Genomic DNA, 24,229 nt, shown 5'->3' with positions numbered 1-24,229 from the left:
TTCCACTGATTTACATCAGGCTCGATCGCGCAGACGTGCGGCTGCTTCACGCAGCAACTGCTCAGTCCCGTCCCAACCCAGGCAGCCGTCGGTCACCGAGACGCCGTAGCGCATCGACGGGCTGAGCGGCTGGCAGCCTTCGAACAAATGACTCTCCAGCATCATGCCGATCAGCGAGGTGTCGCCCTGCAAGCGTTGCGCCAGCACGTCATTGAATACCGCCGGTTGGCGCATCGGGTCCTTGCCGCTGTTGGCGTGGCTGCAATCGACCATGATCCGCGTGGCCACTTTGCTTTTGGTCAGGTCGGTCTTGATCTGGGCCACGCTCTGGCGATCGTAGTTCGGGCCACGGTGGCCGCCGCGCAACACCAGGTGGGTGTCGGCGTTGCCCGGGGTCTGGATGATCGCCGGATGGCCCTGGCTGTCGACGCCGAAGTGGCGGTGCGGGTGGGCCGCCGAACGCATGGCGTCACAGGCGATGGCTACGCCGCCGTCGGTACCGTTCTTGAAGCCGACGGGCATGCCCAGGCCGCTGGCCATTTCCCGGTGGATCTGCGATTCGGTGGTGCGGGCGCCAATGGCCACCCAACTGAGCACATCGTCGAAGTAGCCGGCGGCCATCGGTTGCAACAGTTCGGTGGCGACCGGCAGGCCCAGGCGCAGCATTTCGCGCATCAGTTCCCGCGACAGTGTGAGGCCGGCGGCCATGTCATCGCTGCCATCCAGGTGCGGGTCGTAGGCCAGGCCTTTCCAGCCGATGGTGGTGCGCGGTTTTTCGACGTAGGCGCGGATCACCAGCAGCATCTGGTCACTGACGTCATTGGCCAGCTTCTTCAGATTGCGCGCGTATTCCATGGCGGATTCGGGATCATGGATCGAGCAGGGACCGACGATGACGAGCAGGCGGGAGTCTTGACCATTGAGAATCGCGCGGATGGCCTGGCGATGAGCGTTGACTTGCTCGGTCAGGAACGGGCTCAGGGGCAATTGGTGCTTGAGCTCAAGGGCGCTGGGCAAACGCTGGGTCAGCGCTTCATTGGCGCTGGACAGGGTGGTAACGGGCAGTGCGGTGATAGAGGAGTTCATGATTTGTGCTTCCTGGGCAAGCGGCGGGCTGTTCCCGCGCGCTCTGCCCTACTGGGGTGTTCGACAATTGGCCGTATTGGCTGCGTGTGTTGGCTTGCCACCAATAGGTGACCGATCGGAGGCGGCAGGCTGTCCCGAACGGAGCTTGCTAAATCGCCAGGCGGTGCAGGTGTCGTAACGGTAATAAGTGGTGAAGTTCATGGTGTGATTTCCTTTAAGTTCGGTGTGTAGCAAAAATTGTTCAGGGCTGGAAAAACAAAACCCCCGGTCGGGGAGCCGACCGGGGGTTAGATTTCTCTGGCAGGCGACCCCTTGAGTAGTGGGCGCCGATTTCAGGTATCAGGCGCGCCAGTGGCTAAACCAATACCCAAAATAAAAGCTGACCAGTGCGCTCAAACCGTTCACGCGGGTAGCCACGACCGAACGCTGGGCGTTGGCAGTAGGGCAGGCCTGGGTGAGGGTGAGTGGCAACATGGTGTTTCTCCAAATGATGGGGTGGAGCTTAACTGAGGGATGCCGCTGGATTCAATCAGTAATTTCTATCGCGATGCGCGACTTAGCGCTATGGCGCAAGTCCCGATATGCTGGATGGATAGTCCTAATGATTGCCAGGATGCGAGCATGACTCCTTTGATTATTGCCAGTGCCCAGACCTGTTCCATTGCTGGCGACCTGGCGGCCAATATCCAGCGTCACCTGGCGTTGATGGTTGCGGCCGCCGAGCACGGCGTACAACTGCTGGTGTTTGCGGAGTTGTCCCTGACCGGTTACGAGCCCGCGCTGGCGCGGGAGCTGGCGATTGCGCCGGACGATACGGTGCTTGCGCCCCTGCGAGAGCTGGCGCGTGAGCTGCAGATGACGGTGGTGGTGGGTATGCCGATTCGCTTGGCGTCGAGCAGCGGGGTGCTGATTGGTGCGCTGGTGTTGGCGGCGGATGGCTCATTGGCGGTGTACAGCAAGCAGCATCTGCACCCCGGTGAAGACGCGGCATTTGTGCCGGGCTCGGGTGGCAAGGCGTTGGTGTGGGGCGAGGACCGGATTGCCCTGGCGGTTTGCGCTGACTTTTCTCACGCCAGCCATCCGCGTGATGCGGCGGCGCTTGGGGCTACAGTCTATGCAGCGGGTGTATTGATCAGCGAGGGCGGTTACGCCGCAGATAGTGCGTTGCTTCAGGGGTACGCCAGCGAACACTCGATGGTGGTGCTGATGGCCAATCATGGCGGGCCGTCCGGTGGCTGGGCGTGTGCCGGGCGCAGCGCTATCTGGGGGCCTGATGGCGAGTTGATTGCGGCTGTGCCGGGGGTGGGCGACGCCTTGGTAATAGCCCGCAGGGAGGCCGGCAATTGGAGTGGTTGGCAGGTCGTTCTGTAACGCAATGGAGCACGCCGCGATGGCATTCACCCTCAAGGCCGCATCGGATCAGCACTTGGCCTTTGCACGCAGCCTGACGCATCAGGCGATGGGCCATTACTATCGGCAGTACGATCTGACATGGTCCGACAAAGGCTTCGACACCGCCTGGGCCGGGCGGGAAAACTGGTTGATTTGCCAAGAGGACAAGTTGGTGGGGTTCGTCAGTCTGAGCCGGGATGACAACGCGCTGTATATTCGCGAGCTGCACATGCTCGAGGATTTTCGCCGCCAGGGCGCGGGCAGTTGGGTGCTGGAGCAGATGTTCGCCAAGGCTCGGGCCGAAAGCCGGGGTTATTTGCGATTGACGGTGTTCAAGACCAATCCGGCAAAAAGGCTGTATCAGCGCCAGGGCCTGAGTATTGTCGGTGAGGAGGGCTGTTTCTGGCGGATGGAGTCTGTTTGTCTGTCAGCGCAGTCGTCCCGGTAAACCTCGCGCTCAACTTGAATCGGTGCATACTGCTCTTTAGGAGCCGATCTCCTGATCATTGCACAGGCTTTGCGCCTCGTTAAGGATGATCCCCTCTTTCATGCCCAGAAGGACCGCCACCTTATGGGCTTCTCCACGCCGCCCCTTTTTGCGCCCAGCGAGCACTTGATAGGTGGTCGCCGGGTCCACGCCATGTTCCCTGGCGAATGCCTGAACCGATTTGCCTTGATGTTCCAGCCAGGCTTTGGCTTGTGCAGCAGTACGGATTCCGGGCATAGTTCAAAACCGTTCAAGTTTGTGCAAAACGAGATGACGTCGTCACCTCTTGGGGTGTGCCATAAAGGATATTACATCCAAATGAGTGGAATAGGTTCGCGCTTAAGGCAAGAAAGAGAGCGACTTGGCTTGTCGCAAAAGGTTTTTGGTGAAATAGGAGGTGTGGAGGCTAACGCGCAGGGGAAATACGAAAGCGGTGGGCGCGCGCCGAAGGCCGATTACCTATCCCGCGTGGCAGAGAAAGGTGTCGATATTCTGTTTGTTTTGACAGGTAGCCCGACGCCTGTCCACTTGGACAACCTGAGCCAGATCGAAGAAAAGGTTTTGGGTAACTACCGTGCGATGTTTAAAGAGGACCAGGATGCAATCCGTAGACTGACCAACACCTTGGCAGAGCATTCCTCAGTGGCGAGTGGAAAACCCCGGTCGATCCTCAAGGAATCCTGACCTTTTGCCCAGGAAACACCCCCGCCTGCCGCTCGGCAGGCGCTCGTAGTGTATTGAAACTCTATATATATGACGCGTTCAGCTAGGTCTGTGCCTTGGTTTTTTGCTAAGGTGTTCAGCAACCTATAAGACCATTTCGCGAGGTGTCTGCTTGATTAGGGTGCTAGTAGTCGATGACCATGATCTCGTTCGTACAGGCATTACACGAATGCTGGCTGACATCGATGGCCTGCAAGTAGTCGGTCAGGCCGAGTCGGGGGAGGAATCCCTGATCAAAGCGCGTGAATTGAAACCCGATGTGGTCTTGATGGACGTCAAGATGCCGGGGATTGGTGGGCTTGGTGCGACCTGCAAACTGTTGCGCAGTCATCCGGACATCAAGGTCGTGGTTGTTACGGTCTGCGAAGAAGACCCTTTTCCTACCCGGCTTCTGCAAGCTGGCGCAGCAGGTTATCTGACAAAAGGCGCAGGGCTCGCGGAAATGGTCCAGGCTATCCGCCTGGTATTTGCCGGCCAGCGCTACATCAGTCCGCAGATTGCCCAGCAATTGGCGATCAAGTCGTTTCAGCCAGTCAGCGACTCGCCGTTTGATGCCTTGTCCGAGCGCGAGATTCAGATCGCCCTGATGATCGTCGGCTGCCAGAAGGTTCAGTCGATTTCCGACAAGCTTTGCCTGTCGCCAAAAACCGTGAACACCTACCGTTATCGAATTTTCGAGAAGCTATCCATCAGCAGTGATGTTGAACTGACCTTGCTCGCGGTTCGCCACGGCATGGTGGACGCCAGCGCCTGAAATGCAAGCCTCTGAAATAAACACCGTGTTTGATCCGAGTGCATTTCTTGCGACCTGCAGCGGCCGGCCTGGCGTGTATCGCATGTTCGACAGCGAGGCGCGCCTGCTGTACGTGGGCAAGGCCAAGAACCTCAAGAAGCGCCTGGCCAGCTACTTCCGCAAAACCGGCCTGGCGCCGAAGACGGCCGCTCTGGTGGGGCGTATCGCCCAGGTCGAAACCACCATCACGGCCAATGAAACCGAGGCGCTGCTGCTTGAGCAGACGCTGATCAAGGAATGGCGGCCGCCCTACAATATTCTGCTGCGTGACGATAAGTCCTACCCGTATGTGTTTCTGTCGGACGGTGACTTTCCGCGCCTGAGCATCCATCGCGGGGCGAAGAAGCACAAGGGCAAGTATTTTGGCCCTTACCCCAGCGCCGGGGCGATCCGCGAGAGCCTGAGCCTGCTGCAAAAGACCTTCTTCGTGCGCCAGTGCGAAGACAGCTTCTACAAGAACCGCACCCGCCCGTGCCTGCAATACCAGATCAAGCGTTGCAAGGCGCCCTGCGTCGGGCTGGTCGAGCCTCAGGAATATGCCGAAGACGTACGTCACTCGGTGATGTTCCTCGAAGGGCGCAGCAACGCCCTGGCCGACGAACTGTCCGGCGCCATGGAGCAGGCAGCCAGTACCCTGGACTTCGAGCGGGCCGCCGAACTGCGTGACCAGGTGTCCCTGTTGCGACGGGTGCAGGACCAGCAGAGCATGGAAGGCGGTACCGGTGATGTCGACGTGATTGCGGCCTTCGTCAATCCGGGCGGGGCTTGTGTGCACCTGATCAGCGTGCGTGGCGGCCGGGTGCTGGGCAGCAAGAACTTCTTTCCCCAGACCGGGATCGAGGAGGAAGTGGCCGAGGTCATGGCCGCGTTTCTCGGCCAGTACTACGTCAGCAGCCCCGAGCGCGACTTGCCGGGCGAACTGATCGTCAACGTGGTTCACGAAGACTTCCCCGCATTGATTGACGCCATTCACGCCCTGCGCGGCCGCGAGCTGGACATCAGCCACCGCGTTCGCGGCACCCGTGCGCGCTGGCAGCAACTGGCGGTGACCAACGCCGAACAGGCCCTGAACGCGCGCCTGGCCAACCGCCAGCATGTTGCCGCACGCTTTGAAGCGCTGGCCGACGTGCTCAAGCTTGACGAGCCACCGCAACGCCTGGAGTGCTACGACATCAGCCATTCCAGCGGTGAGGCGACCGTGGCGTCCTGCGTGGTCTTTGGTCCGGAAGGGCCGATCAAGTCCGATTATCGACGCTATAACATCGAAGGCGTCACCCCAGGCGATGACTATGCGGCCATGCACCAGGCCCTGACCCGGCGCTTCAGCAAATTGAAGGACGGCGAGGGCAAACTGCCGGATATCCTGCTGGTGGACGGCGGCAAGGGCCAGTTATCCATGGCCCGTGACGTGCTCAACGAGCTGGCGGTGCCCGACCTGATCCTGCTCGGCGTGGCCAAGGGCACGACGCGCAAGGCCGGTTTCGAAACGTTGTACTTGAATGATGCGGCCCATGAGTTCACTTTGAAGGGCGATTCACCGGCATTGCACCTGATTCAGCAGATTCGCGACGAAGCCCACCGTTTTGCCATTACCGGTCACCGCGCCCGACGTGGTAAAACCCGGCGTACCTCCACCCTGGAAGGGGTGGCGGGGGTAGGGCCAAAGCGGCGACGCGAACTGTTGAAACATTTTGGTGGATTGCAGGAATTGTCCCGTGCCAGCATTGAAGAAATAGCCAAAGCCCCCGGAATCAGTAAAAAGCTCGCTGAGTTGATTTATGCAAACCTACACAGCGAGTAGAATGCCTTCTCACCTCGTAGCCAGTTGTGCCGATGAATATCCCTAATCTGATCACCGTTCTACGCGTCCTGCTCATTCCGATTTTCATTTTGCTGTTTTACCTGCCTTATGATTGGAGCTACATGGCCTCCAGTTCGGTCTTTGCCTTCGCGGCCGCGACCGACTGGCTGGACGGCTACCTGGCAAGACGGCTGGAGCAAAGCACGCCGTTTGGCGCGTTCCTCGACCCCGTGGCCGACAAGCTGATGGTTGCGGTGGCGCTGGTGCTGCTCGTGCAGGAGCACGGCAACCTGTGGCTGACCCTGCCGGCCGCCGTGATCATCGGTCGCGAGATCGTCGTCTCCGCCTTGCGCGAATGGATGGCCGAAATCGGCGCACGCGCCCACGTGGCCGTGTCCAACATGGGCAAATGGAAAACCGCTGCGCAGATGCTGGCGCTGGTCATCCTGCTGGCCAACCCGTCGAACTTCACCTTCTGGGTGCTGCTGGGTTATGCCTTGCTACTGATCGCCGCCGGCCTGACCCTGTGGTCCATGCTGCAATACCTGCGCGCCGCCTGGCCCCATCTGCGCACGACCGTGGAAAAGAAATAAAACTTTTTTGAATCAAGGGGTTGACGGGTGGTGAGGATTCTATAGAATGCGCATCACCAAGACGCGGGAATAGCTCAGTTGGTAGAGCACGACCTTGCCAAGGTCGGGGTCGCGAGTTCGAGTCTCGTTTCCCGCTCCAAACATAGCACTGCAGAGCTCCACTGAATTCTGCAAGTGATTGAAATAAGGACCTTCGGGTCCTTTTTTCGTTGCGGCGGGAACTACTGAAATCCAGCACTATCCGGTGCGTTTAAGTCCAGAATTGAGTCCAGGATTCTGACGAGCACTGAATCGGTTTTATGCTGGAGCAGATTGTGTAGCGAGATGAGCATTTGGCCCTGACTCTGTTCAGGAGCTCGTGATGGCACTCTCAGAAATAACAGTTCGGCATGCCCGAATCACCGGTAATGATTACACCCTCGGCGACAGTGGTGGGCTCACGCTCAATGTGACGGCCAGAGGCGGAAAAGTCTGGCTCTTCCGTTACTACTGGGCAGGCAAGCAGAAGCGCATGTCCCTCGGTAGTTACCCCCCAAATTGGGCTTAAGGAAGCCCGTACCCGTCGTGATGAAGCCCGTACCTTGGTTGCCCAGGGCATCAACCCCTGCGAGCATCGTAAACAACAGCGACTTGCTGTTCATGCTGCGAAGGAGCATACCTTCGAGGCCGTGTTCAATCAGTGGGTGGAGTTCCGCAGGCTAAGCCTGAAGGAATGGCGCCAGAGCACGCTCTCGCAGATCTTGAGAATCTTCAATAGAGACGTCCTGCCAACGCTGGGTGGGCGGTCCATCTACGACATCAGTCGTCACGATCTGTTGGATTTGCTGAGCAGGATCGAACAGCGCAAGGCCTTAACGACCGCCGAAAAATGCCGGACCTGGTTCAACCAGTTGTTCCGCTATGCGCTGGTGAAAATCGAGGGGCTGGAACACAGCCCGGCTTCAGACCTTGATGTCGTCGCACTCCACAAATCTCTGGTGTCACACAATCCGTTTCTTCGTATGGACGAGCTGCCTGCGTTGGCGTGCCGATCAGTTTGCAACCGATACCGCAGCAATTTGGCAGCGTAAAAAGCTCGAACAAGAGGCCGGTTTGCCGCAGAGCTAGGTTACTGACCCACACCTCCAGATAAAGCATCAATTCTTCGGGAAAGTGCGCGGTACTGATTTCCCAGGCTCGACTGTAGTGTCCCGTTTCGAAGCTTTAGCGATGGACCACGGCTTTGGCTTCTTCCAGGGAGTGCAGATCGCCGAGGTGAGGCCGCTCGTGGAGCATTTCGCCGATCACGGCGTAGACCACTTGGCGCACCAGCCCGGTGGACTGGCAGCGTTCATCCAAATTAACCCCGAACACTTCGACAGCCTTGTTCATTGGCTCAACGAAAATCCTGCTCACCTGAAAGCGTTCAACGAACTGGGGCAAATATGGATTTCGACAGGCATCGCCTTGGCCCGTGAAATCGGACAACCGCTAAGTGACTTAGAGAGGGACCAGCCGCCGTTGATGGTGCACTGACCAGTACATCGCTCCAACACACCTGTTGATCCTCAATGGTGCGTCATGGGCGACGCGTATCTTTTCTGATGGGCACAGTGCCTTTGCAGTCTGGGTATTGGGAGCACGACCAAAACGGCCCTGATTTCCCCTTTCGTCTGAACATCGAGGCATTGCAAATGGGGCAGGCTGGACCGGCTTCGGCCGGTACCGACAAGGTGAGCGCTCCGCAGTGTTCCACCAACTGCGCAATCCAGTTCGCCTGCTTGGCGACGAATGCTCCAGAGACAGGCGTCTCGCTTCGATTTCGTCCAGCGCCTGTTCCCAGAACGCGGTCATACCTGGATCTGCGATTGCAGCGGGTACTGCCTCAATCAGGGTATGGGCAGCGGCGGAGGCCATTAATGCGCGGTTTTTCTTCAGCAAATAACCTCGATCAATCAAGCCCTTGATGATGCCGGCTCGCGTGGCTTCGGTGGTCGATGCATCATCGCCCGGATCGGCAGATGGTGATCCTGGCGGCAGAAATGGCGGTCTGGCAGCGCGAGGGAGACTGGTTAGTAATTCTACATTCCGATCGCGGCAGCCAATTCACCAGTGCGGACTATCAGCGTTTTTTGACCAGCAACATGCTGATCTGCAGCATGAGTGCCGTGGGGCGCTGTGGCGATAACGCAGCCTGCGAAGGTTTCTTCGGTCAGCTCAAGCGCGAGCGTGTTACCCATCAATCGTATAGAACTCATGATGAAGCGCGGGCGGATCTATTCGACTACATCGAGCGGTTCCACAACCCAAGAATGCGTCGTAGAGTCGCGCGGCAAGATCTGAAGTTTTCAGCCCTTTTCAAGCCGTCCGTGGAAATGGGGTAGAACCCCATCGGTGTAGCCCGAATTGATGGGCCTTTTCAAGGTGGAGCGATTGAAGATTCAACCGTTGCCTGGGCTCTGGTCTCACCAATTGACGCTGATCAAGTCATTCGTGTGGCGCGAGGTGGCGCAGCGGTTGGGTCAGTAAAAATGGTTCTCGAATGGGCAATCCTGCGAGTTATCAACGTTGCCGGTGGCGGGTAGTGCTGACTTTTGTCCGAGGCTGGAGAGCTAATCTGTAACGGATTTCTAGGTTGTTTGCCGTACCCATTGTTTTAACGGTCCATTTAAATTTTGAATCGCTTGGCCGTGGATGGGGTGGCGTTTTATTGGGGCTATTAATTGAAATGACATAAATATCCCCTCCCTAATGAATGGGGTGAAAGGTGTTAGTGGTCTAATTGGGTTTAATCTTTTTTTCTAACAAAATATAAGAATAAATGATGTAAGACTTGTCCCAAAAATCAAGTGAAATCTCTTGTGTGGTTTTTTAGGGGGCGTCTGCGTAGTAATGCGAGCGTGAAGTCTTGATATTTTTCGAAGTGGGGTGTAATACTTTAAAAAATCTTGTGCTGACAGCGTTTGCAGTAAATTCCGATAGCGTCTTGAGGTGTTACTTGTCATCGCTTACCTGAGCGATTGTGCGTCGATTGCCTTTGGGGCGCCTAGTTTGTTGCCTGTCAGGCGAGCAAGCACGAGCCTTTTGCCTCTTGGAGGGTCGGGGGGACGGTTAGTCATTGCAAGTGTTTGTGATGTTTTGTGGGAGGGAGACAGAGAAGTACAGATAGCGTGTTTGGGGTGGCTTATTAAATTTTTCTCTGTGGCACCTTTGCCTGTTGCGATTTGAAGGGGTTTATATGCTGTGGCCGATAAGCCGTTATTGGGTATCGGCTAAGAGTGTGAACTCCAGTATTGCTTGTTTCTTGTGATGCAGTTCTGTATCACGCTAAGAGTGCTTGGAGGATGTATGGCATCAAATAGCTTTCAAAATGAAGTGCCTAAGGCACGGGTCAATATCAAACTTGACCTGCATACCGGTGGTGCACAGAAAAAGGTCGAGCTGCCTCTCAAGTTGATGGTGATGGGTGATTACAGTAACGGTAAGGAACAGCGGCCGTTGTCTGAAAGGGGCAAGGTCGGCATTAACAAAAACAACTTCGACAGTGTACTGGCCGAATTTTCTCCGAGCCTGAAACTGGCGGTTGAAAACACCCTGGTGGATGACAATACCGATACGCCTGTCGCGTTGAATTTCCAGAGCATGAAAGACTTCGAACCGGAGCAGGTAGCACGGCAAATTCCACAGCTGCGGGCCCTGTTGGCGATGCGCAATCTGTTGCGTGATCTCAAATCCAACCTGTTGGATAACGCCACCTTTCGCCATGAGCTGGAGCGCATTCTCAAGGACGACGCGCTGAGTGACGAGCTGCGAGCCGAGCTGGCCGCCCTGGCTCCACAAACAGACCGTTAATTGGCCTTGTCTCGTTAATAAGGAAGTTTCCCATCATGTCCGTAGAACAATCATCTGCACCCGCGCAACACACTAAAACCCTCGACGCAGACGGCGGCCAAGGGGTCTATGGAGCTTTGTTCGCGAAGATCAACCTCAGCCCTGTGGCGGAGTTGAACGGGATTGAAGCGTTTCAAAACGCCGAGGCGTTATCCGAAGCGTCTGCTGATGAGCGGGTCACAGCAGCTGTCAGCGTATTTCTGAACTTGCTCAAGCAGTCGTCGCACAAAGTCGAGCGCCTGGACAAAACGCTGCTGGATGAGCACATCGCCTCTTTGGATGCACAGATCAGCCGTCAACTTGACGCGGTCATGCACCACCCCGATTTTCAGCGCGTTGAGTCTACCTGGCGTGGCGTTAAATCGCTGATCGACCAGACCGATTTCCGTCAAAACGTGCGTATCGAGTTGTTGGATATCAGCAAGGATCACTTGGTACAAGACTTCGAAGATTCGCCGGAAATCGCCCAAAGCGGTCTGTACCTGCATACCTACACCCAAGAATACGACACCCCGGGTGGTGAGCCGATCGCCGCGGCCATTTCCAACTACGAGTTTGGCCGTGGCCCGCAAGATATTGCCTTGCTGCGCAACATCTCCAAAGTTTCAGCTGCCGCGCACATGCCATTCATTGGGGCTGTCGGACCGGCGTTCTTTGGCAAGCAGTCAATGGAGGAAGTGGCTGCCATCAAAGATATCGGCAACTACTTTGACCGTGCTGAATACATCAAATGGAAGGCGTTCCGCGACAGTGACGACTCCCGTTACATCGGCCTGCTCATGCCGCGTGTGTTGGGTCGTCTGCCGTATGGCCCGGACACCATCCCGGTGCGCAGCTTCAACTACATCGAAAGCGTCAAGGGCCCGGATCACGAGAAATACCTGTGGACCAATGCCTCGTTCGCCTTCGCAGCCAATATGGTCAAAAGTTTCATCGCCAACGGCTGGTGCGTACAGATTCGCGGGCCGCAATCAGGTGGCGCGGTTACCGAACTGCCGATTCACCTGTATGACTTGGGTACTGGAAACCAGGTGAAAATCCCCTCCGAAGTGATGATCCCAGAGACGCGCGAATTCGAATTCGCCAATCTCGGTTTCATTCCGTTGTCGTACTACAAGAACCGCGATTATGCGTGCTTCTTCTCGGCCAACTCGGCTCAGAAACCGGCCCTGTATGACACCGCCGATGCAACCGCCAACAGCCGAATCAATGCGCGCCTGCCGTATATCTTCCTGCTGTCGCGAATCGCCCATTACCTGAAGCTGATCCAGCGCGAAAACATCGGGACCACCAAGGACCGCCGTTTGCTGGAGCTGGAACTCAACAAGTGGATTGGTGGCCTCGTCACTGAGATGACCGACCCTGGCGATGACCTGCAAGCTTCTCACCCGCTGCGTGAGGCCAAGGTGACGGTAGAGGACATCGAGGACAACCCTGGCTTCTTCCGCGTCAAGCTGTATGCCGTGCCGCACTTTCAGGTCGAAGGTATGGACGTCAACTTGTCGCTGGTCTCGCAGATGCCCAAAGCAAAAGCCTAAGCCACTTCGTAGGGAAACGTTGTCATGAAGATCGACCGCCCACTGTGGGCTGCGGGGGCGTTATTGTCTCCGCAACAATTCCAGCAGCAGGCACGCTGGGAGGCGTGGACCAACGAGAGCCTGGCCCATCTGACCCTGGTACATCCGTGGGGCGTTCAGGGGGCGGCGTTCGACCTTCAAGCCTTGCGGCTCGGCAAGCTCAAGGCGACTCAAGTGCAGGTGCGCTTGCCCGATGGTACGTTGATCGATACCGACCATGTGGACCGGCTGCCACCGGCCCTTGAGTTGGCCCGTCTGTTGCCCGACGACGTCCAGGGCACTACGTTGCTGCTGGCGCTGGCGCTGCCGCTCGAGCAAGCCAATGGCAACAACTGCTTGTTCGAAGGCTCGAGAGCCGACCGGCCAACCCGATATCGGCAGGACTGGCGGCAAGTGCAGGATGTCTATGCAGACGAGGTGCAGTCGATTGGCGTGCTGGAGTACGCCTTGACGTTGCGCCTGGCTGACGACGATAACGCCGACTATCTGACATGTCCGCTCGCACGCCTGGTGCGAGACGGGCAGGGCGCCTGGCAGCTTGATTCTGAGTATGTGCCGCCGTTGCTCAGCTTCGCGGCTCATCCAGGGCTGTTGACCCAACTTGATAATCTCCTGACTCAATTGTCCGCCAAGCGCCAGCGTTTGATGGGCATGCGTCGTGAGAGCAACCAGCGCATGGCTGATTTTGCCGTGGCCGACGTTTCGTTGTTCTGGTTACTTAACGCTTTGAACACCTACCAGCCGGTACTGGCCGACCTCAAGGCACACCCTGCGCGGCATCCCGAGCAGGTGTACCTGGAGCTTATTAAATTGGCCGGTAGCTTGCTGACCTTTTCGCTGGAGCACGATATCGACAAGATTCCTGCCTACCGGCATGAGCATCTGGAAAGCGTGTTTCCACCGTTGATGCGCACCATTTCCACCTTGCTGGAGGCCAGTCTGCCTTCACGGGTCATTGCGTTGGTCCTGGAGGAAGTGGGTGCCAACCGCTGGCAGGTCACGCTGAACGATGCCCGTCTGCGTGAGCCCGACGGTGTCGATTTTTATCTGTCGGTGCGTTGCCGCATGCCCGCGGCACAGTTGCAAAGCCAGTTCCCGCGCCTGTGCAAGGTGGGAACGCCAGATGACGTCAATTACCTGGTCAACGCTGCGCTCGACGGTGTTCCGCTACAGCCGCTTAGCCATGTGCCAGCGGCCATTCCGTTGCGTCTGGAGAATCAGTATTTCGCCCTCGATCTTGGCCACGCCAATGGACAAGCAATGCTGGCTGAAGGGACTTGTGCGTTCTATGTACCGAGCACGTTGGCGGATATCAAACTTGAACTGTTTGCGGTGCTGCGCGCATGAACTTGACCGCCTCGAAAAAACACACTGTTACCGCACAAGGTCTCGACGCACTGCTGCAGGACAGCTACCTGCTGGTTGTTGAACTGCGCCACGGCGCGTCGGTGCAAGAGAGCCCGAACCTCTGGCGGCGCTGCGAGAAGCAAGTCGAGCAGGTTCAACAGAGCCTCAAAGACGCGGGAGTGAGCACTCGTAGCATCGAGCTGATCAGCCACGCCCAGTGTGCTTTGCTGGACGAGACGGCGCTGACCTGCGCCCAAGGTGATGCCCATGCAAAGTGGGCCAGCGAACCCCTGCAGGCGAGGTTCTTCAGTCGTCACCAGGCGGGTGAGTTCTTGTATGAAGATATGCGTGAATCACTTCGCCAACCCTCGCCAGACGTCTTGGTGCTGACGGCATTTCAGCGAGTTTTGATGCTCGGTTTTCAGGGGCGGTACCGCGACGCGAACGACCCAGAGCGTGAGCAACTGCTGGACGAGCTGAACGCACGGGTCGCACCACTGGAACTCAATCAGGCACTGACGACACACAGTGTCGGCCACCGGATGAACCCTTTGCGTTGGTTGCGTTCGCCCCTGGTGCATATCCTGGCTGCGGGGCTGTTGCTGGTCGCTACGTGGTGGGGGCTGGATCATTGGCTGAGCGGTCTGGTCGGTGCGCTTGTGCCGGGTCAGGCGTGAGGGATGTGATGACGCTCAAGCTGACACAAAACCTGTGGTTGTGGGCCGGCACGCTCGCTTTGATGCTTCTTATGATCATGCCGTTCGCCGGCTGGATAAGTATCGTGACGGCCTTGGTCGTTGTCATTGCGGTGGCTTGGGCCTGGATTCGGGTGGGCCATCGTTTTGCACGGCAAGGTCAGCAACTGGTGCTGGTTGGCGACACGCCGCTGCCACCGTGTGCCTATCGTCAGCCGGTGGTGCTGGTCTGCGGCGATGGTCTGACCGGGCTGTTTGGGGCAGCGCCTGCCAAGCAACTGGCTTTGCGCACCACCTCACAGGGGTGTTATGTGCGCGTACCCACCTTGGATCAATTGGCGGCGGTGGCCAACGGTATACAGGCCTTGCGTCCGGACTGGGCCGGGCAACTGAGCGTTATGTTTAACGTCAATCCGGGTGAGCACGCCGACGCCGAAGACCTGGCCGGCCAGGTACGTGCCTTGTGCAATCAGATCGCGTTGGTGCGCAAGCGTGGCACTGCACTGCCACTGATGTTGGTGAGCTACCTGCAAGCCGCGAGAGGCGAGGGTGCCTGGTTCAGTTGGGAAGCCGGTCAAGCCAACCCCTCCGTGCGTGAGGCCGGTACCTGTGTCAGCCTAGCGGAATGGCAGCGACAGGCTACCGACAGTGCTACCCGCGCCGCCCGCTTGTGCAGTGGTGTACAGGTCAGTAGCGCGGCGACCTGGCTGAAAGAAATGGTCCATGCGCATTTCGAAACCCGACACAATCAGCCTCCTCTGATCTACGCCATCACCCTGGTAGCGGTTTTGCCACAGCGAGTTGCCGGCAATCTGTGGCAGCAATGGCTGCGTGACAAAGTGGGGTTGATTGACGCTGGGCAACCTTTGTCGGGGGCCAGTTCAGACTTGCCGTTTCCCGACCCCTTGCTGAGCCTGTTGCCACTTCATACCAGGCGTTCCCCGGTCATGCGGGCGAGCGTCGTGGCCGTGTGGTTGTTTGCGGTGGCCGGCGCTGTGGCTCTGGTCAGTTCGGCCTGGCAGAACAACTTGTTGCTGCGTCAAATCAGTGACGACCTGCGGCGCTACACCGCCATTCCCGTGGCCGAACGTCGTGATCAACCCCAGTTTGCCCTGCGTGAAGATGCCGTGGCTGTCCTGCGCCAGGATGCCATGCGTCTTGATGCCTACTACCGGCAGGGCGAACCACTGTCGTTGGGCTTGGGCCTGTATCGCGGCGAACTTCTGCGCCAGCCTCTGCTGGCGACTATCGCAGATCACCGGCAACCGCCCGAACTTCCGATACTCGCGAAGATTCCCAGTCCTGTGCGGCTGGACAGCTTGTCGTTATTCGCTCCGGGCAGTGCCGAACTCAAGCCGGGTTCGACCAAAGTGCTGATTACCGCCCTGGTCAACATCAAGGCCCAGCCGGGTTGGCTGATCGTTATTGCAGGGCATACCGATATCACGGGTAACCCGGAACAAAACCTTGAGCTGTCACGCAGTCGAGCAGCGTCGGTACGCGATTGGATGCAACGCATGGGCGACATCCCCGACAGCTGCTTTGCCGTCCAGGGCTTTGGTGCCAACCAGCCCGTGGCCAGTAATGACACTGAGGGTGGCCGTGCCGCCAACCGTCGCGTCGATATCCGTCTGGTGCCGGAAGTGGGGGCCTGTGCGCTACCCACCGCGGGACTGGACAGACACCCCCTGTCGCATCGTGCGGCATTTACATTTTGAGAAAAGGAGCTTCACATGGCTATTCCCGTTTACCTATGGCTGCAAGATGACGGCGGTGCTGAAATCAAAGGCTCTGTGGATGTACAAAAACGCGAAGGCAGCATCGAAGTAATTGCTCAGGACCACAGCCTGTACATCCCCACCGACAATAACACCGGCAAGCTGACCGGCACCCGGGTGCATACCCCGTTCCTGTTCTCCAAGGAAATCGATGCCTCCAGCCCATACCTGTACAAAGCAGTCACCACCGGCCAGACCCTCAAGAGCGCCGAGTTCAAGTGGTACCGCATTGATGACGCCGGTCAGGAAGTCGAGTACTTCATCACCAAACTGGAAAACGTCAAAGTCGTAAAAGTCGCGCCAAAAATGCACGACGTTAAAGACCCAGCCAAGGAAAAGCATAACCACCTGGAGCAGATTGAGCTGCGCTACGAGAAGGTCACTTGGACCTACAAAGACGGCAACATCATTCACTCCGATTCCTGGAACGAACGTCAGAGCGCCTGATGCAAGAGAGTCGGCAGACAGGTTTCTGTCTGCCGGTTCGCGGTGTATTGGGTTGAGCGTCCGTGCGCGGGCGCTCAGCCAAACACATCAAGCAGCCTGTGTCGTAGACGGCACACCGACTATCCACAACAGGGATGTATCCCATGGTCCAGAATTCCGCCCGTTTGCTTCGCCGCCTCAACCCCTACTGCGCTCAGGCTCTGAGTGCGGCGGCCTCCTTGTGCCAGAGCCGCGGCCACGGACTGATCACCATCGAACACTGGCTGCTCAAATTGCTCGAACAGGGCGAGGGCGACCTGAACCTCATCGCACGCCGTTATGAATGGGATATGGACGCGATCTGGCGCGGTCTGCTTGACCACCTCGACACCCTGCCGCGCAGCGTGCAGGCCAAGCCGCAATTGTGCGGCAAGCTGCAACAACTGATCAAAAACGCCTGGCTGCAAGCTTCCATGGAAGCCAACAGCGATACCCTGCGTTCGGCTCACTTATTGGGTGCACTGTTGGAGACGCCGGGTTTGCTCGCGTGCGAAGACGCCTGGCCATTGCTGAGCATCAGTGATACCCAGTTACAGCGCTTGTTTGTACTGCTTGACGAACACTCCGAAGAGCGTCCACAGGTGCAACAAGAGGCCGCGCTGAGCCGAGCCGAGCCCGCTGTAGCGCATGCGTCATCGAGTACCGACAAGTCGGATGCCCTGCTCGCTGTCCTGGACAAGTTCACCCTGGATGTGACAGCCAAGGCCAGGCAAGGGCAGATCGACCCGGTGTTTGGTCGTGACGATGAGATTCGTCAGGTGATCGACATCCTCAGTCGTCGACGCAAGAACAACCCGATCCTGGTCGGCGAGCCTGGGGTGGGCAAGACCGCCTTGGTCGAAGGCTTAGCGCTACGTATCGCCGAGGGTAATGTCCCTGACAGCCTCAAACCGGTCAGCGTACGCACCCTGGATCTGGGCCTCTTGCAGGCCGGCGCCGGGGTCAAAGGCGAATTCGAACAGCGCCTGAAAAACGTTATCGACGCCGTGCAGCAGTCGCCACACCCGGTGCTGCTGTTTATCGACGAAGCCCACACCCTGATTGGCGCCGGTAACCAGGCCGGCGGTGCAGACGCCGCCAACCTGCTCAAACCGGCCCTGGCACGTGGCGAATTGCGCACCATCGCCGCAACCACCTGGAGCGAATACAAACAATATTTCGAACGCGATGCCGCTCTGGAACGACGCTTCCAGATGGTCAAGGTCGACGAGCCGGACGACGCCAATGCCAGCTTGATGCTACGTGGTCTCAAGGCGCGCTACGCCAGCCACCACGGCGTGCATATTCAGAACGCAGCGGTACAGGCGGCTGTCAACCTGTCGCGGCGCTACCTGACCGGTCGCCAACTTCCCGACAAAGCTGTCGACCTACTCGACACCGCCAGTGCGCGGGTGCGCATGAGCCTGGACTGCGAGCCCCAGGCCCTGGTGCGCCTCAAGGCTCGGCAGACGGCTCTGGAGTTGGAGCGCCTGGCCCTGGAAGAAGACGAGCAATTGAGCGGCAGCCCGGCGGACGAGCGCCTGGCAATCATCGCAACGCAACACGGCGAGCTGCACGGTCAACAACTGTTGCTTGAAGAGCAATACCGCCATGAACTCGACCTCACCCAACAACTGCTCGACGCCCGCCAGGCCGAACCGCCACGGATGGACGCCTGCCTGCACCTGCAACAACAACTGAGCGACGTCCAGGGTAACCAACCGCTGTTGTCCCTCGACGTCAACGCCCGCAGCGTGGCCGAAGTCATTGCCGACTGGACCGGCGTACCCTTGGGCAGCTTGCTCAAGGATGAACAAGCCAACCTGCTGGAACTGGAACACCAACTGGGCCAACAGGTGATCGGCCAGGACCATGCCCTAAACGCCCTGGCGCAGCGCCTGCGTGCGGCCAAAACCGGCCTGACGGATGATAAGGCGCCCTTGGGCGTGTTCCTGCTGGTGGGCACCAGCGGCGTCGGCAAAACCGAAACCGCCCTGGCCTTGGCTGACAGATTGTTCGGCGGTGAAAAATCGCTGATCACCATCAACCTCTCGGAGTACCAGGAAGCCCACACCGTCAGCCAACTCAAAGGCTCGCCGCCCGGCTATGTCGGTTACGGCCAGGGCGGCGTGCTCACCGAAGCCGTGCGCCAACGGCCCTACAGCGTGGTGCTGCTCGACGAAGTAGAAAAGGCCCACCGCGATGTGCTCAACCTGTTCTACCAAGTCTTCGACCGTGGCTGCATGCGCGATGGTGAAGGGCGGGAAATCGACTTTCGTAACACCGTCATTCTGATGACCTCCAACCTGGGCAGCGATGAGTTGCAAACCTGCCTGCAAGAGTTCCCCGACGCACCGGACAGCACCTTGCACGAACTGCTGCGCCCGATCTTGCGCGAGCATTTCCAGCCGGCGTTACTGGCCCGGTTTCAGACCCTGATCTACCGACCGCTGCAAGCCGATGCTCTGAAAACCATCGTTGCGATCAAGCTCGCCCAGGTGGCCAAGCGCTTGCAGCGCCACTACGGCCTGGATTGCCAGATCGACGCGGCCCTCAACGAGGCGCTGGTCGCCGCCTGCCTGCTGCCTGACACCGGGGCGCGCAACATCGACAGCTTGCTCAATCAGCAGATCCTGCCGGTGCTCAGCCAGCAACTGCTGCAACGCCAGGCCGCTCGCCAGAAAACCTCTGGGGTGACTTTGGGCTACAGCGATGAGGACGGCATCGTCCTGCATTTCACCGACACCCAAGACGCGGCGTTGCCCATCGCCACGGAGGCCTGAACATGCTCAACCAACTGCGCACCCTTTTTGACCACAGTCGCCACTCGCTCACCGTTCGCGACGTTGACGCACGGCTCGACGTCCTGGCCTTCCTGGGCACAGAAGGTTTGAGCCAACAGTTCAACTACCGCGTGGAATTTACCTGCCTTGACGGCGATATCAACGCCGAAAAAATGCTCGGCCAGGACGCCAGTTTCAGTCTGCACGATGCGCCGCACAACTTACCCTTTCTGGGCCTGAACGCACCCAAGGTTAAGCCATTGCGCACGCTGCACGGCGTGGTCACCGGTTTCAAACGCCTGTCCGGCTCCGTTGATGAGGCCCGCTACGAAATCACCCTGGAACCGCGCCTGGCGTTGCTTGGCCGAGGCCGGCAGTTCCGTATCTACCAACACCAATCGGTGCCGGACATCGTCGAAAGCATCCTGCGCAGCCGCCACGATTTTGAAGGTCAGGACTTTCTCTTCAGCCTGGTACGCGAATACCCCAAGCGCGAACAGGTCATGCAATACGGTGAAAGCGACCTGGCCTTTATCTCGCGCCTGCTGGCCGACGTGGGCATCTGGTACCGCTTCACCCGTGACGAACGCTTGAACATCGACGTGGTGGAGTTTCACGATGACCAGCGCCACTACCAGTTCGACGTCGAGCTGCCTTACCGCCCACAGTCCGGCACCATCAGCAGTGGGCAAGACGGCGTATGGGCCTTGCAATCGAGCCATCAGGTGGTGGAGCAGCACGTCAACATCCGCGCCTACTACCACCGTGTCGCCAACGCCCAGCTCAACGGCGACGTCGATCAAAGCCGTGGTGCGAGCACCACCTACGGCGAGGCCTATCACTACGCTGAACCCTACACCGCACTGGGCGACCCTTATGCCCATGACGAAGACCTGCAAAGCGAAAGCGGTTTTTTCTACGCACGCCTGCGTCACGAACGTTACCTCAACGGCCAGACCCAGCTCAGCGGCATCAGCAGCAGCGCCACCCTGGCACCTGGCCAGGTCCTGAAAATCTCCGGCGGCGCCCCGCAAGCCTTCGCACCTGGCGCGGTGATCACCCAACTGAGCACCCGCGCCGCACGGGATAGCAGTTTTGAAGTCAGCTTTGAGGCGATTCCTTACTCGGAAACTGTATGCTTTCGCCCCGCACTGCAAAAAAAGCCGCAAATCGCCGGCACCGTCCCGGCCCGCGTCACCAGCCCGCAGGAACACGACCCCTACGGGCACATCGATATCGAAGGGCGCTACAAAGTTAACTTCCTCTTCGACCGCGACAGCTGGAAACCCGGCGAAGAAAGCCTGTGGCTACGCCTGGCCCGCCCTTACGCCGGCGACACCCACGGCCTGCACCTGCCGCTGATTCCCGGCACCGAAGTGGCTATCGCCTTTGAACAAGGCGACCCAGACCGGCCCTACATCGCCCATGCGTTGCACGACAGTCAGCATGTTGACCACGTGACCTTGCGCAACTACAAACGCAATGTGCTGCGTACTCCGGCGAATAACAAACTGCGCATGGATGACACGCGGGGGCAGGAGCACGTCAAGCTCAGTACGGAATACAGTGGCAAGAGCCAGCTCAATTTGGGGCATGTCGTTGATGACAAGCGCCAACCCCGAGGCCAGGGCGCGGAGCTGCGCACCGATGGGCATGCCGCTATCCGGGCGGGCAGCGGCATCTTCATCAGTGCTGATGCGCAGCCTAAGGCTCAGGGAGACATGCTTGAAATGAGCGCCGCATTGGCGCAACTCAATAATGCCTTGCAACTGGTGACCGCCCTGGCGCAAAGCGCCTCTGTATCGGGTGCGTTACCGGCAGACACCCAGTCACAGCAAGGGCTAACGGAAGCGTTGACGCGTCTCAAGGGCGCCGGTCTGATCGCCTCGGCACCCGCAGGCGTAGCGCTCACGACACCCGCCAATATTCAACTTTCAGCCGGGAAAACTCTCACTGCTACAGCGGGAGAAAGTGCTGATATCAGCGTCTTCAAGCGTTTCAGCGTGGCAGCCGGTGAAGCCATCAGCCTGTTTGCCCAGAAGTTGGGGCTCAAGCTCTTTGCTGCCCATGGCCCGGTAGAGATCCAGGCCCAAAGCGATGCAATGACATTGCAGGCGGATAAGGCGCTGACGCTCAACAGCATCAATGGCGAAATCATGCTTGACGCTCAGCAGGGCATCACTCTGGTCAGCAGAGGCGCCTACATCAAGCTTAAGGATGGCTCCATCGAGATCGGTGCGCCGGGTGAGCTGCGTATCAAGAACGACAACATTGCCTGGGGAGGCACAGCCTCACTCGATTCGGCCTTGGCAGCAATGACCCTGCAAGACCCTGTCTATAAAAATCCGATGCAGGGTGGGTTCCAAGTCAGGGACAAGGGCAGCAATGAGCCCAAACCTTACGTGCGTTATCGCATCGAAGCCGCTGATGGCAGTGTGGTGCGGGGTGTAACCGACGGCAACGGCTACACCCAGCGTCATTACGGCCTTGATCCGCAAGGCATCAAGCTATTTTTTGAATGATAGTGGAGTCCACGAACATGACTGAAGCCAATGCGCATGTCGCTGAAAACCAGATCAGCAAACAGGACTCCACGGTGGTGGCACACCACCAGTCGGCCCAGTGTTATTTCTGCCCCGAGACAGAAGAGTTGGTATTTATTGCGGACAGCGACGCCGGAGAGTTTGAGAACCACTGGCAAAGCATGATGACGCGTGTCAATGAGTTTCATCTGGCCAAGGAGGCTTATTCCGCAGCCCTGGAGGCTTATGGAGCGAAGACGTCAACTACAGCGCTTTCATCGCTGGAAACCGACGCCTATACCAAAAAAATAATTGCGGCGGAGACTAAGCTGGAGGAAGAAAGGAAAGCTTTGCAGAAAAAACTCGGCACGTTCTCCCAAAAAGGGATGAGATACGACGATGTCGTTGAACTTATTCCCATCATGGGGCAAGGAGCAAAACGAAAGCGCGGCTCCAAGCCTGTTCGCTATGCCTACGTCAAGAAAGGCTACTTTAGTGACAGTAAGTCGGGAAAAAAACTTCACACGGTTTCCTTGAAAGGCAGTGACAAGGACGGTGCTAAGAACAGCATCTACAGCAAAGATAAACACGGCAATCGTCGAATCGATTCACAGAAACTCAAAAAACAACTGAGTACTCTGAAGGGGCCAAAGCTAAAGCTTGAACTCAAGGATATTGTCAGTTGGAGCGGGCTGGATTTTGACCCCGAGGCGCTGAATGAAGATTTCGCCTTGTTTGAATGGGCTGAGGCCTGGAATAAAAGCCTCGTGGGCCAGCGCGAACTCGGTGCCAACGTCGATATTTCCGGCGGTGCGCAATTCATGCGGTTCGTGTCCAATGTCGGCGCCAGCGCCGAATTTGATCCGAGCAAGGGAAATGTTGCGCTCAAAGGCGAAGCCAAAGCCACATTGACCGTTGCCTCCGGAATGATGAATCTCACCGCCTATGTGCCGGATCGCCTGGGTTGGTCGTTGTCCTACACCAACTCAAGTGGCAACACCTTCGACATGGGCATGTTGCGCCTTTACCTGAGCCCTGAATTGAACGGCTTTATTGGTGCTTCGGTACAGGTCGAAGGGCAACTGCAGGTCGTGACAAAAGACGATCAGCAACTGGTAGCGGGCCAACCGGGTGGTCGATTACCGCGCTTCCAGGAAAGAAGAACCAAAGGCGCAGCCTTTTACAACCAAATGAAAGCCGAAGATGAAGGTTTGACACTTTCCGGCGAAGCCTTTGCCGGCGTACGTGCAGAAGGCAGCCTCAAAGGCGGGGTGCAATGGTTAAAACCGACGCAACCTGCGGATGTTAATGGCAGTGTCGCCGGCCTGTTGAAATCCAGCGGTGAATTCACCGACTTCTGCAGTATCGGCGGCAGTATTGCTGGCATGCTCGGGGTGGGGGCAGGAGGGAAGTTTTTTTGTACATTTATCAATGGCAAGTTCTGCTTCCATGTGGCCGCTAGTCTTTGCTGTGGGGCGGGGGCGAAAGGTAGTTTTGTTTGTGAGGTGGGTACCAAGACGATTGTAGAGTTCGGGGCTTGGCTGATTTATCAGCTGTATCGGTTGGATTATAGTTTTTTTGATGTGATGGAAGAGGATGCTTTTAAAACCTACACCAATTATTGCATTTTGCAAATAGGAGGTGCAGTTGATAATATTTATGAGGCTTACGATGAACTCGGGCAAAGCATGGGGCAAGTTTTTATAAGGTTCGGTGAGTTTGTAGATAGTGTAATAAGCGAAAATAAAAATAATCTGGATGCGTCGCGCCGCCGTAATCAACTGGCTATAAGTGTTAATGCTCATCCGGAGAGATTGTTGTGCTATACCCCTGAGGCTAAGGGAATTTTAATTTATTTGCTCACTCGACATGGTACTTGGGATCACGTTGACTTCGACAATCGTGGTAAGGGTTGGATTCCCGATCTGTATCAAGAGCGTAAGGAAGCAGTGAACTGGGTACTCAAAAGTATTCAGACGCGAGCTGAGTGGCGCAAGGTGCTATGCCGGATGACAGCGAATGGGACAAGCCTGGCCGAAGACGGTAACGAGTTTACTGTGGTTGAGCAGCAGGAGCAGCGCCTCGTGAACTTTCTTCAAGAGGGCATTAATCAGGATCAAGAACTGTATAAGGCGAAAGGCGAGCTGATGGTTATCTATGATCGATTAAAAGAAACCGTCGCTTGGGGGTATGCTTTGGCTATGAATAATACAAAATACTATGATCTTAATAGAGTGCCTAATCCTCATTATCCAAAGCGCTGCACATTTGGGCCTTGTGAAGAGCAATCAATTCAGATGGTTTGATGGTGGGAGGT

Annotated in this window: 19 protein-coding genes, 1 tRNA gene and 4 pseudogenes; 19 read left to right on the top strand and 5 right to left on the bottom strand. The window is 57.6% G+C overall.

Annotated features, from left to right (window positions below):
* Positions 1-15: 15 nt before the first annotated feature.
* Both HBR94_RS04340 and HBR94_RS28535 read right to left on the bottom strand, forming a co-directional pair.
* Entirely contained in the window at positions 16-1,086 is a 1,071-nt protein-coding gene (locus tag HBR94_RS04340; RefSeq protein WP_115128431.1) for a 3-deoxy-7-phosphoheptulonate synthase, read from the bottom strand.
* A 339-nt stretch (positions 1,087-1,425) separates the two neighbouring features.
* Positions 1,426-1,560, bottom strand: coding sequence for a hypothetical protein (locus tag HBR94_RS28535; protein ID WP_262383353.1), 135 nt, complete (start codon positions 1,558-1,560; stop codon positions 1,426-1,428).
* Between the two features lie 147 nt (positions 1,561-1,707).
* On the opposite strand from HBR94_RS28535, the gene HBR94_RS04335 reads away from it, so the two are divergent.
* Together HBR94_RS04335 and HBR94_RS04330 are read left to right on the top strand one after the other, a co-directional pair.
* Positions 1,708-2,457: a carbon-nitrogen hydrolase family protein gene (locus HBR94_RS04335; protein WP_170044245.1), complete on the top strand. Its 750-nt coding sequence runs from the start codon at positions 1,708-1,710 to the stop codon at positions 2,455-2,457.
* A gap of 19 nt (positions 2,458-2,476) precedes the next feature.
* A complete protein-coding gene (locus HBR94_RS04330) occupies positions 2,477-2,926 on the top strand; it encodes a GNAT family N-acetyltransferase (RefSeq protein WP_057440872.1) in 450 nt (149 codons plus the stop codon).
* 36 nt (positions 2,927-2,962) lie between these two features.
* Here the strand turns inward: HBR94_RS04330 and HBR94_RS04325 are convergent, their stop codons facing one another.
* Positions 2,963-3,202: a DNA-binding protein gene (locus tag HBR94_RS04325; protein WP_057440874.1), complete on the bottom strand. Its 240-nt coding sequence runs from the start codon at positions 3,200-3,202 to the stop codon at positions 2,963-2,965.
* Between the two features lie 81 nt (positions 3,203-3,283).
* On the opposite strand from HBR94_RS04325, the gene HBR94_RS04320 reads away from it, so the two are divergent.
* The 6 genes and pseudogenes from HBR94_RS04320 to HBR94_RS04295 form a co-directional block, all read left to right on the top strand.
* The gene (locus HBR94_RS04320) at positions 3,284-3,649 is read left to right on the top strand and encodes a helix-turn-helix transcriptional regulator (RefSeq protein WP_115128428.1); all 366 of its coding nucleotides are present in this window, start codon (positions 3,284-3,286) and stop codon (positions 3,647-3,649) included.
* 151 nt (positions 3,650-3,800) lie between these two features.
* On the top strand, positions 3,801-4,442 hold the full coding sequence (uvrY, locus tag HBR94_RS04315) for a UvrY/SirA/GacA family response regulator transcription factor (RefSeq protein ID WP_029293774.1): 642 nt from the start codon (positions 3,801-3,803) through the stop codon (positions 4,440-4,442).
* A gap of 16 nt (positions 4,443-4,458) precedes the next feature.
* Entirely contained in the window at positions 4,459-6,282 is a 1,824-nt protein-coding gene (gene uvrC / locus HBR94_RS04310; RefSeq protein WP_170044308.1) for an excinuclease ABC subunit UvrC, read from the top strand.
* 32 nt (positions 6,283-6,314) lie between these two features.
* Positions 6,315-6,875: a CDP-diacylglycerol--glycerol-3-phosphate 3-phosphatidyltransferase gene (pgsA, locus tag HBR94_RS04305; protein WP_115128427.1), complete on the top strand. Its 561-nt coding sequence runs from the start codon at positions 6,315-6,317 to the stop codon at positions 6,873-6,875.
* A 63-nt stretch (positions 6,876-6,938) separates the two neighbouring features.
* Positions 6,939-7,014 (top strand) — tRNA-Gly (locus HBR94_RS04300).
* 222 nt (positions 7,015-7,236) lie between these two features.
* A pseudogene (locus HBR94_RS04295) lies at positions 7,237-7,897 on the top strand (integrase arm-type DNA-binding domain-containing protein); the annotation flags it as partial.
* On the opposite strand, the pseudogene HBR94_RS28930 reads toward HBR94_RS04295, so the two are convergent.
* A pseudogene (locus HBR94_RS28930) lies at positions 7,896-8,213 on the bottom strand (ABC transporter substrate-binding protein); the annotation flags it as partial. The pseudogenes HBR94_RS04295 and HBR94_RS28930 overlap by 2 nt on opposite strands.
* Here HBR94_RS28930 and HBR94_RS04290 point away from each other — a divergent pair.
* Positions 8,115-8,390 carry a hypothetical protein gene (locus HBR94_RS04290; RefSeq protein WP_346342836.1) on the top strand — a complete coding sequence of 92 codons (276 nt, stop codon included), beginning with the start codon at positions 8,115-8,117 and terminating at the stop codon, positions 8,388-8,390. The pseudogene HBR94_RS28930 and the gene HBR94_RS04290 sit on opposite strands and share 99 nt — an antisense overlap.
* Positions 8,391-8,433: 43 nt before the next feature.
* On the opposite strand, the pseudogene HBR94_RS04285 reads toward HBR94_RS04290, so the two are convergent.
* A pseudogene (locus tag HBR94_RS04285) lies at positions 8,434-8,846 on the bottom strand (DNA topoisomerase); the annotation flags it as partial.
* Between HBR94_RS04285 and HBR94_RS04280 the strand changes: the two are divergent.
* The 10 genes and pseudogenes from HBR94_RS04280 to HBR94_RS04235 all read left to right on the top strand — a co-directional run.
* Positions 8,846-9,238 (top strand): annotated as a pseudogene (locus tag HBR94_RS04280) (DDE-type integrase/transposase/recombinase); the annotation flags it as partial. The pseudogenes HBR94_RS04285 and HBR94_RS04280 sit on opposite strands and share 1 nt — an antisense overlap.
* 964 nt (positions 9,239-10,202) lie before the next feature.
* Positions 10,203-10,706 carry a type VI secretion system contractile sheath small subunit gene (gene tssB, locus HBR94_RS04275; protein ID WP_170044306.1) on the top strand — a complete coding sequence of 168 codons (504 nt, stop codon included), beginning with the start codon at positions 10,203-10,205 and terminating at the stop codon, positions 10,704-10,706.
* A 35-nt stretch (positions 10,707-10,741) separates the two neighbouring features.
* Positions 10,742-12,283: a type VI secretion system contractile sheath large subunit gene (gene tssC, locus HBR94_RS04270; RefSeq protein WP_170044244.1), complete on the top strand. Its 1,542-nt coding sequence runs from the start codon at positions 10,742-10,744 to the stop codon at positions 12,281-12,283.
* A 24-nt stretch (positions 12,284-12,307) separates the two neighbouring features.
* Positions 12,308-13,669, top strand: coding sequence for a type VI secretion system baseplate subunit TssK (tssK, locus tag HBR94_RS04265; RefSeq protein ID WP_170044243.1), 1,362 nt, complete (start codon positions 12,308-12,310; stop codon positions 13,667-13,669).
* The gene (gene tssL / locus HBR94_RS04260) at positions 13,666-14,346 is read left to right on the top strand and encodes a type VI secretion system protein TssL, short form (RefSeq protein ID WP_170044242.1); all 681 of its coding nucleotides are present in this window, start codon (positions 13,666-13,668) and stop codon (positions 14,344-14,346) included. The genes tssK and tssL overlap by 4 nt, the downstream gene beginning before the upstream one ends.
* A gap of 8 nt (positions 14,347-14,354) precedes the next feature.
* Positions 14,355-16,082, top strand: coding sequence for an OmpA family protein (locus HBR94_RS04255; protein WP_178112781.1), 1,728 nt, complete (start codon positions 14,355-14,357; stop codon positions 16,080-16,082).
* Between the two features lie 15 nt (positions 16,083-16,097).
* Positions 16,098-16,589, top strand: coding sequence for an Hcp family type VI secretion system effector (locus tag HBR94_RS04250; RefSeq protein WP_170044240.1), 492 nt, complete (start codon positions 16,098-16,100; stop codon positions 16,587-16,589).
* 143 nt (positions 16,590-16,732) lie between these two features.
* Positions 16,733-19,390, top strand: a complete 2,658-nt coding sequence (tssH, locus tag HBR94_RS04245) for a type VI secretion system ATPase TssH (RefSeq protein ID WP_170044239.1) — start codon at positions 16,733-16,735, stop codon at positions 19,388-19,390.
* A gap of 2 nt (positions 19,391-19,392) precedes the next feature.
* Positions 19,393-21,912 carry a type VI secretion system tip protein VgrG gene (vgrG, locus tag HBR94_RS04240; RefSeq protein WP_170044238.1) on the top strand — a complete coding sequence of 840 codons (2,520 nt, stop codon included), beginning with the start codon at positions 19,393-19,395 and terminating at the stop codon, positions 21,910-21,912.
* A gap of 17 nt (positions 21,913-21,929) precedes the next feature.
* Positions 21,930-24,218, top strand: a complete 2,289-nt coding sequence (locus tag HBR94_RS04235; protein ID WP_170044237.1) for an ATPase — start codon at positions 21,930-21,932, stop codon at positions 24,216-24,218.
* Positions 24,219-24,229: the final 11 nt, after the last annotated feature.

The sequence above is a fragment of the Pseudomonas sp. WS 5412 genome (assembly GCF_012985615.1).
Classification (GTDB): domain Bacteria; phylum Pseudomonadota; class Gammaproteobacteria; order Pseudomonadales; family Pseudomonadaceae; genus Aquipseudomonas; species Aquipseudomonas shahriarae.
The sequence above is the reverse complement of the archived record's forward strand: the minus strand, read 5'-3'. Positions and strand labels throughout refer to the sequence as shown.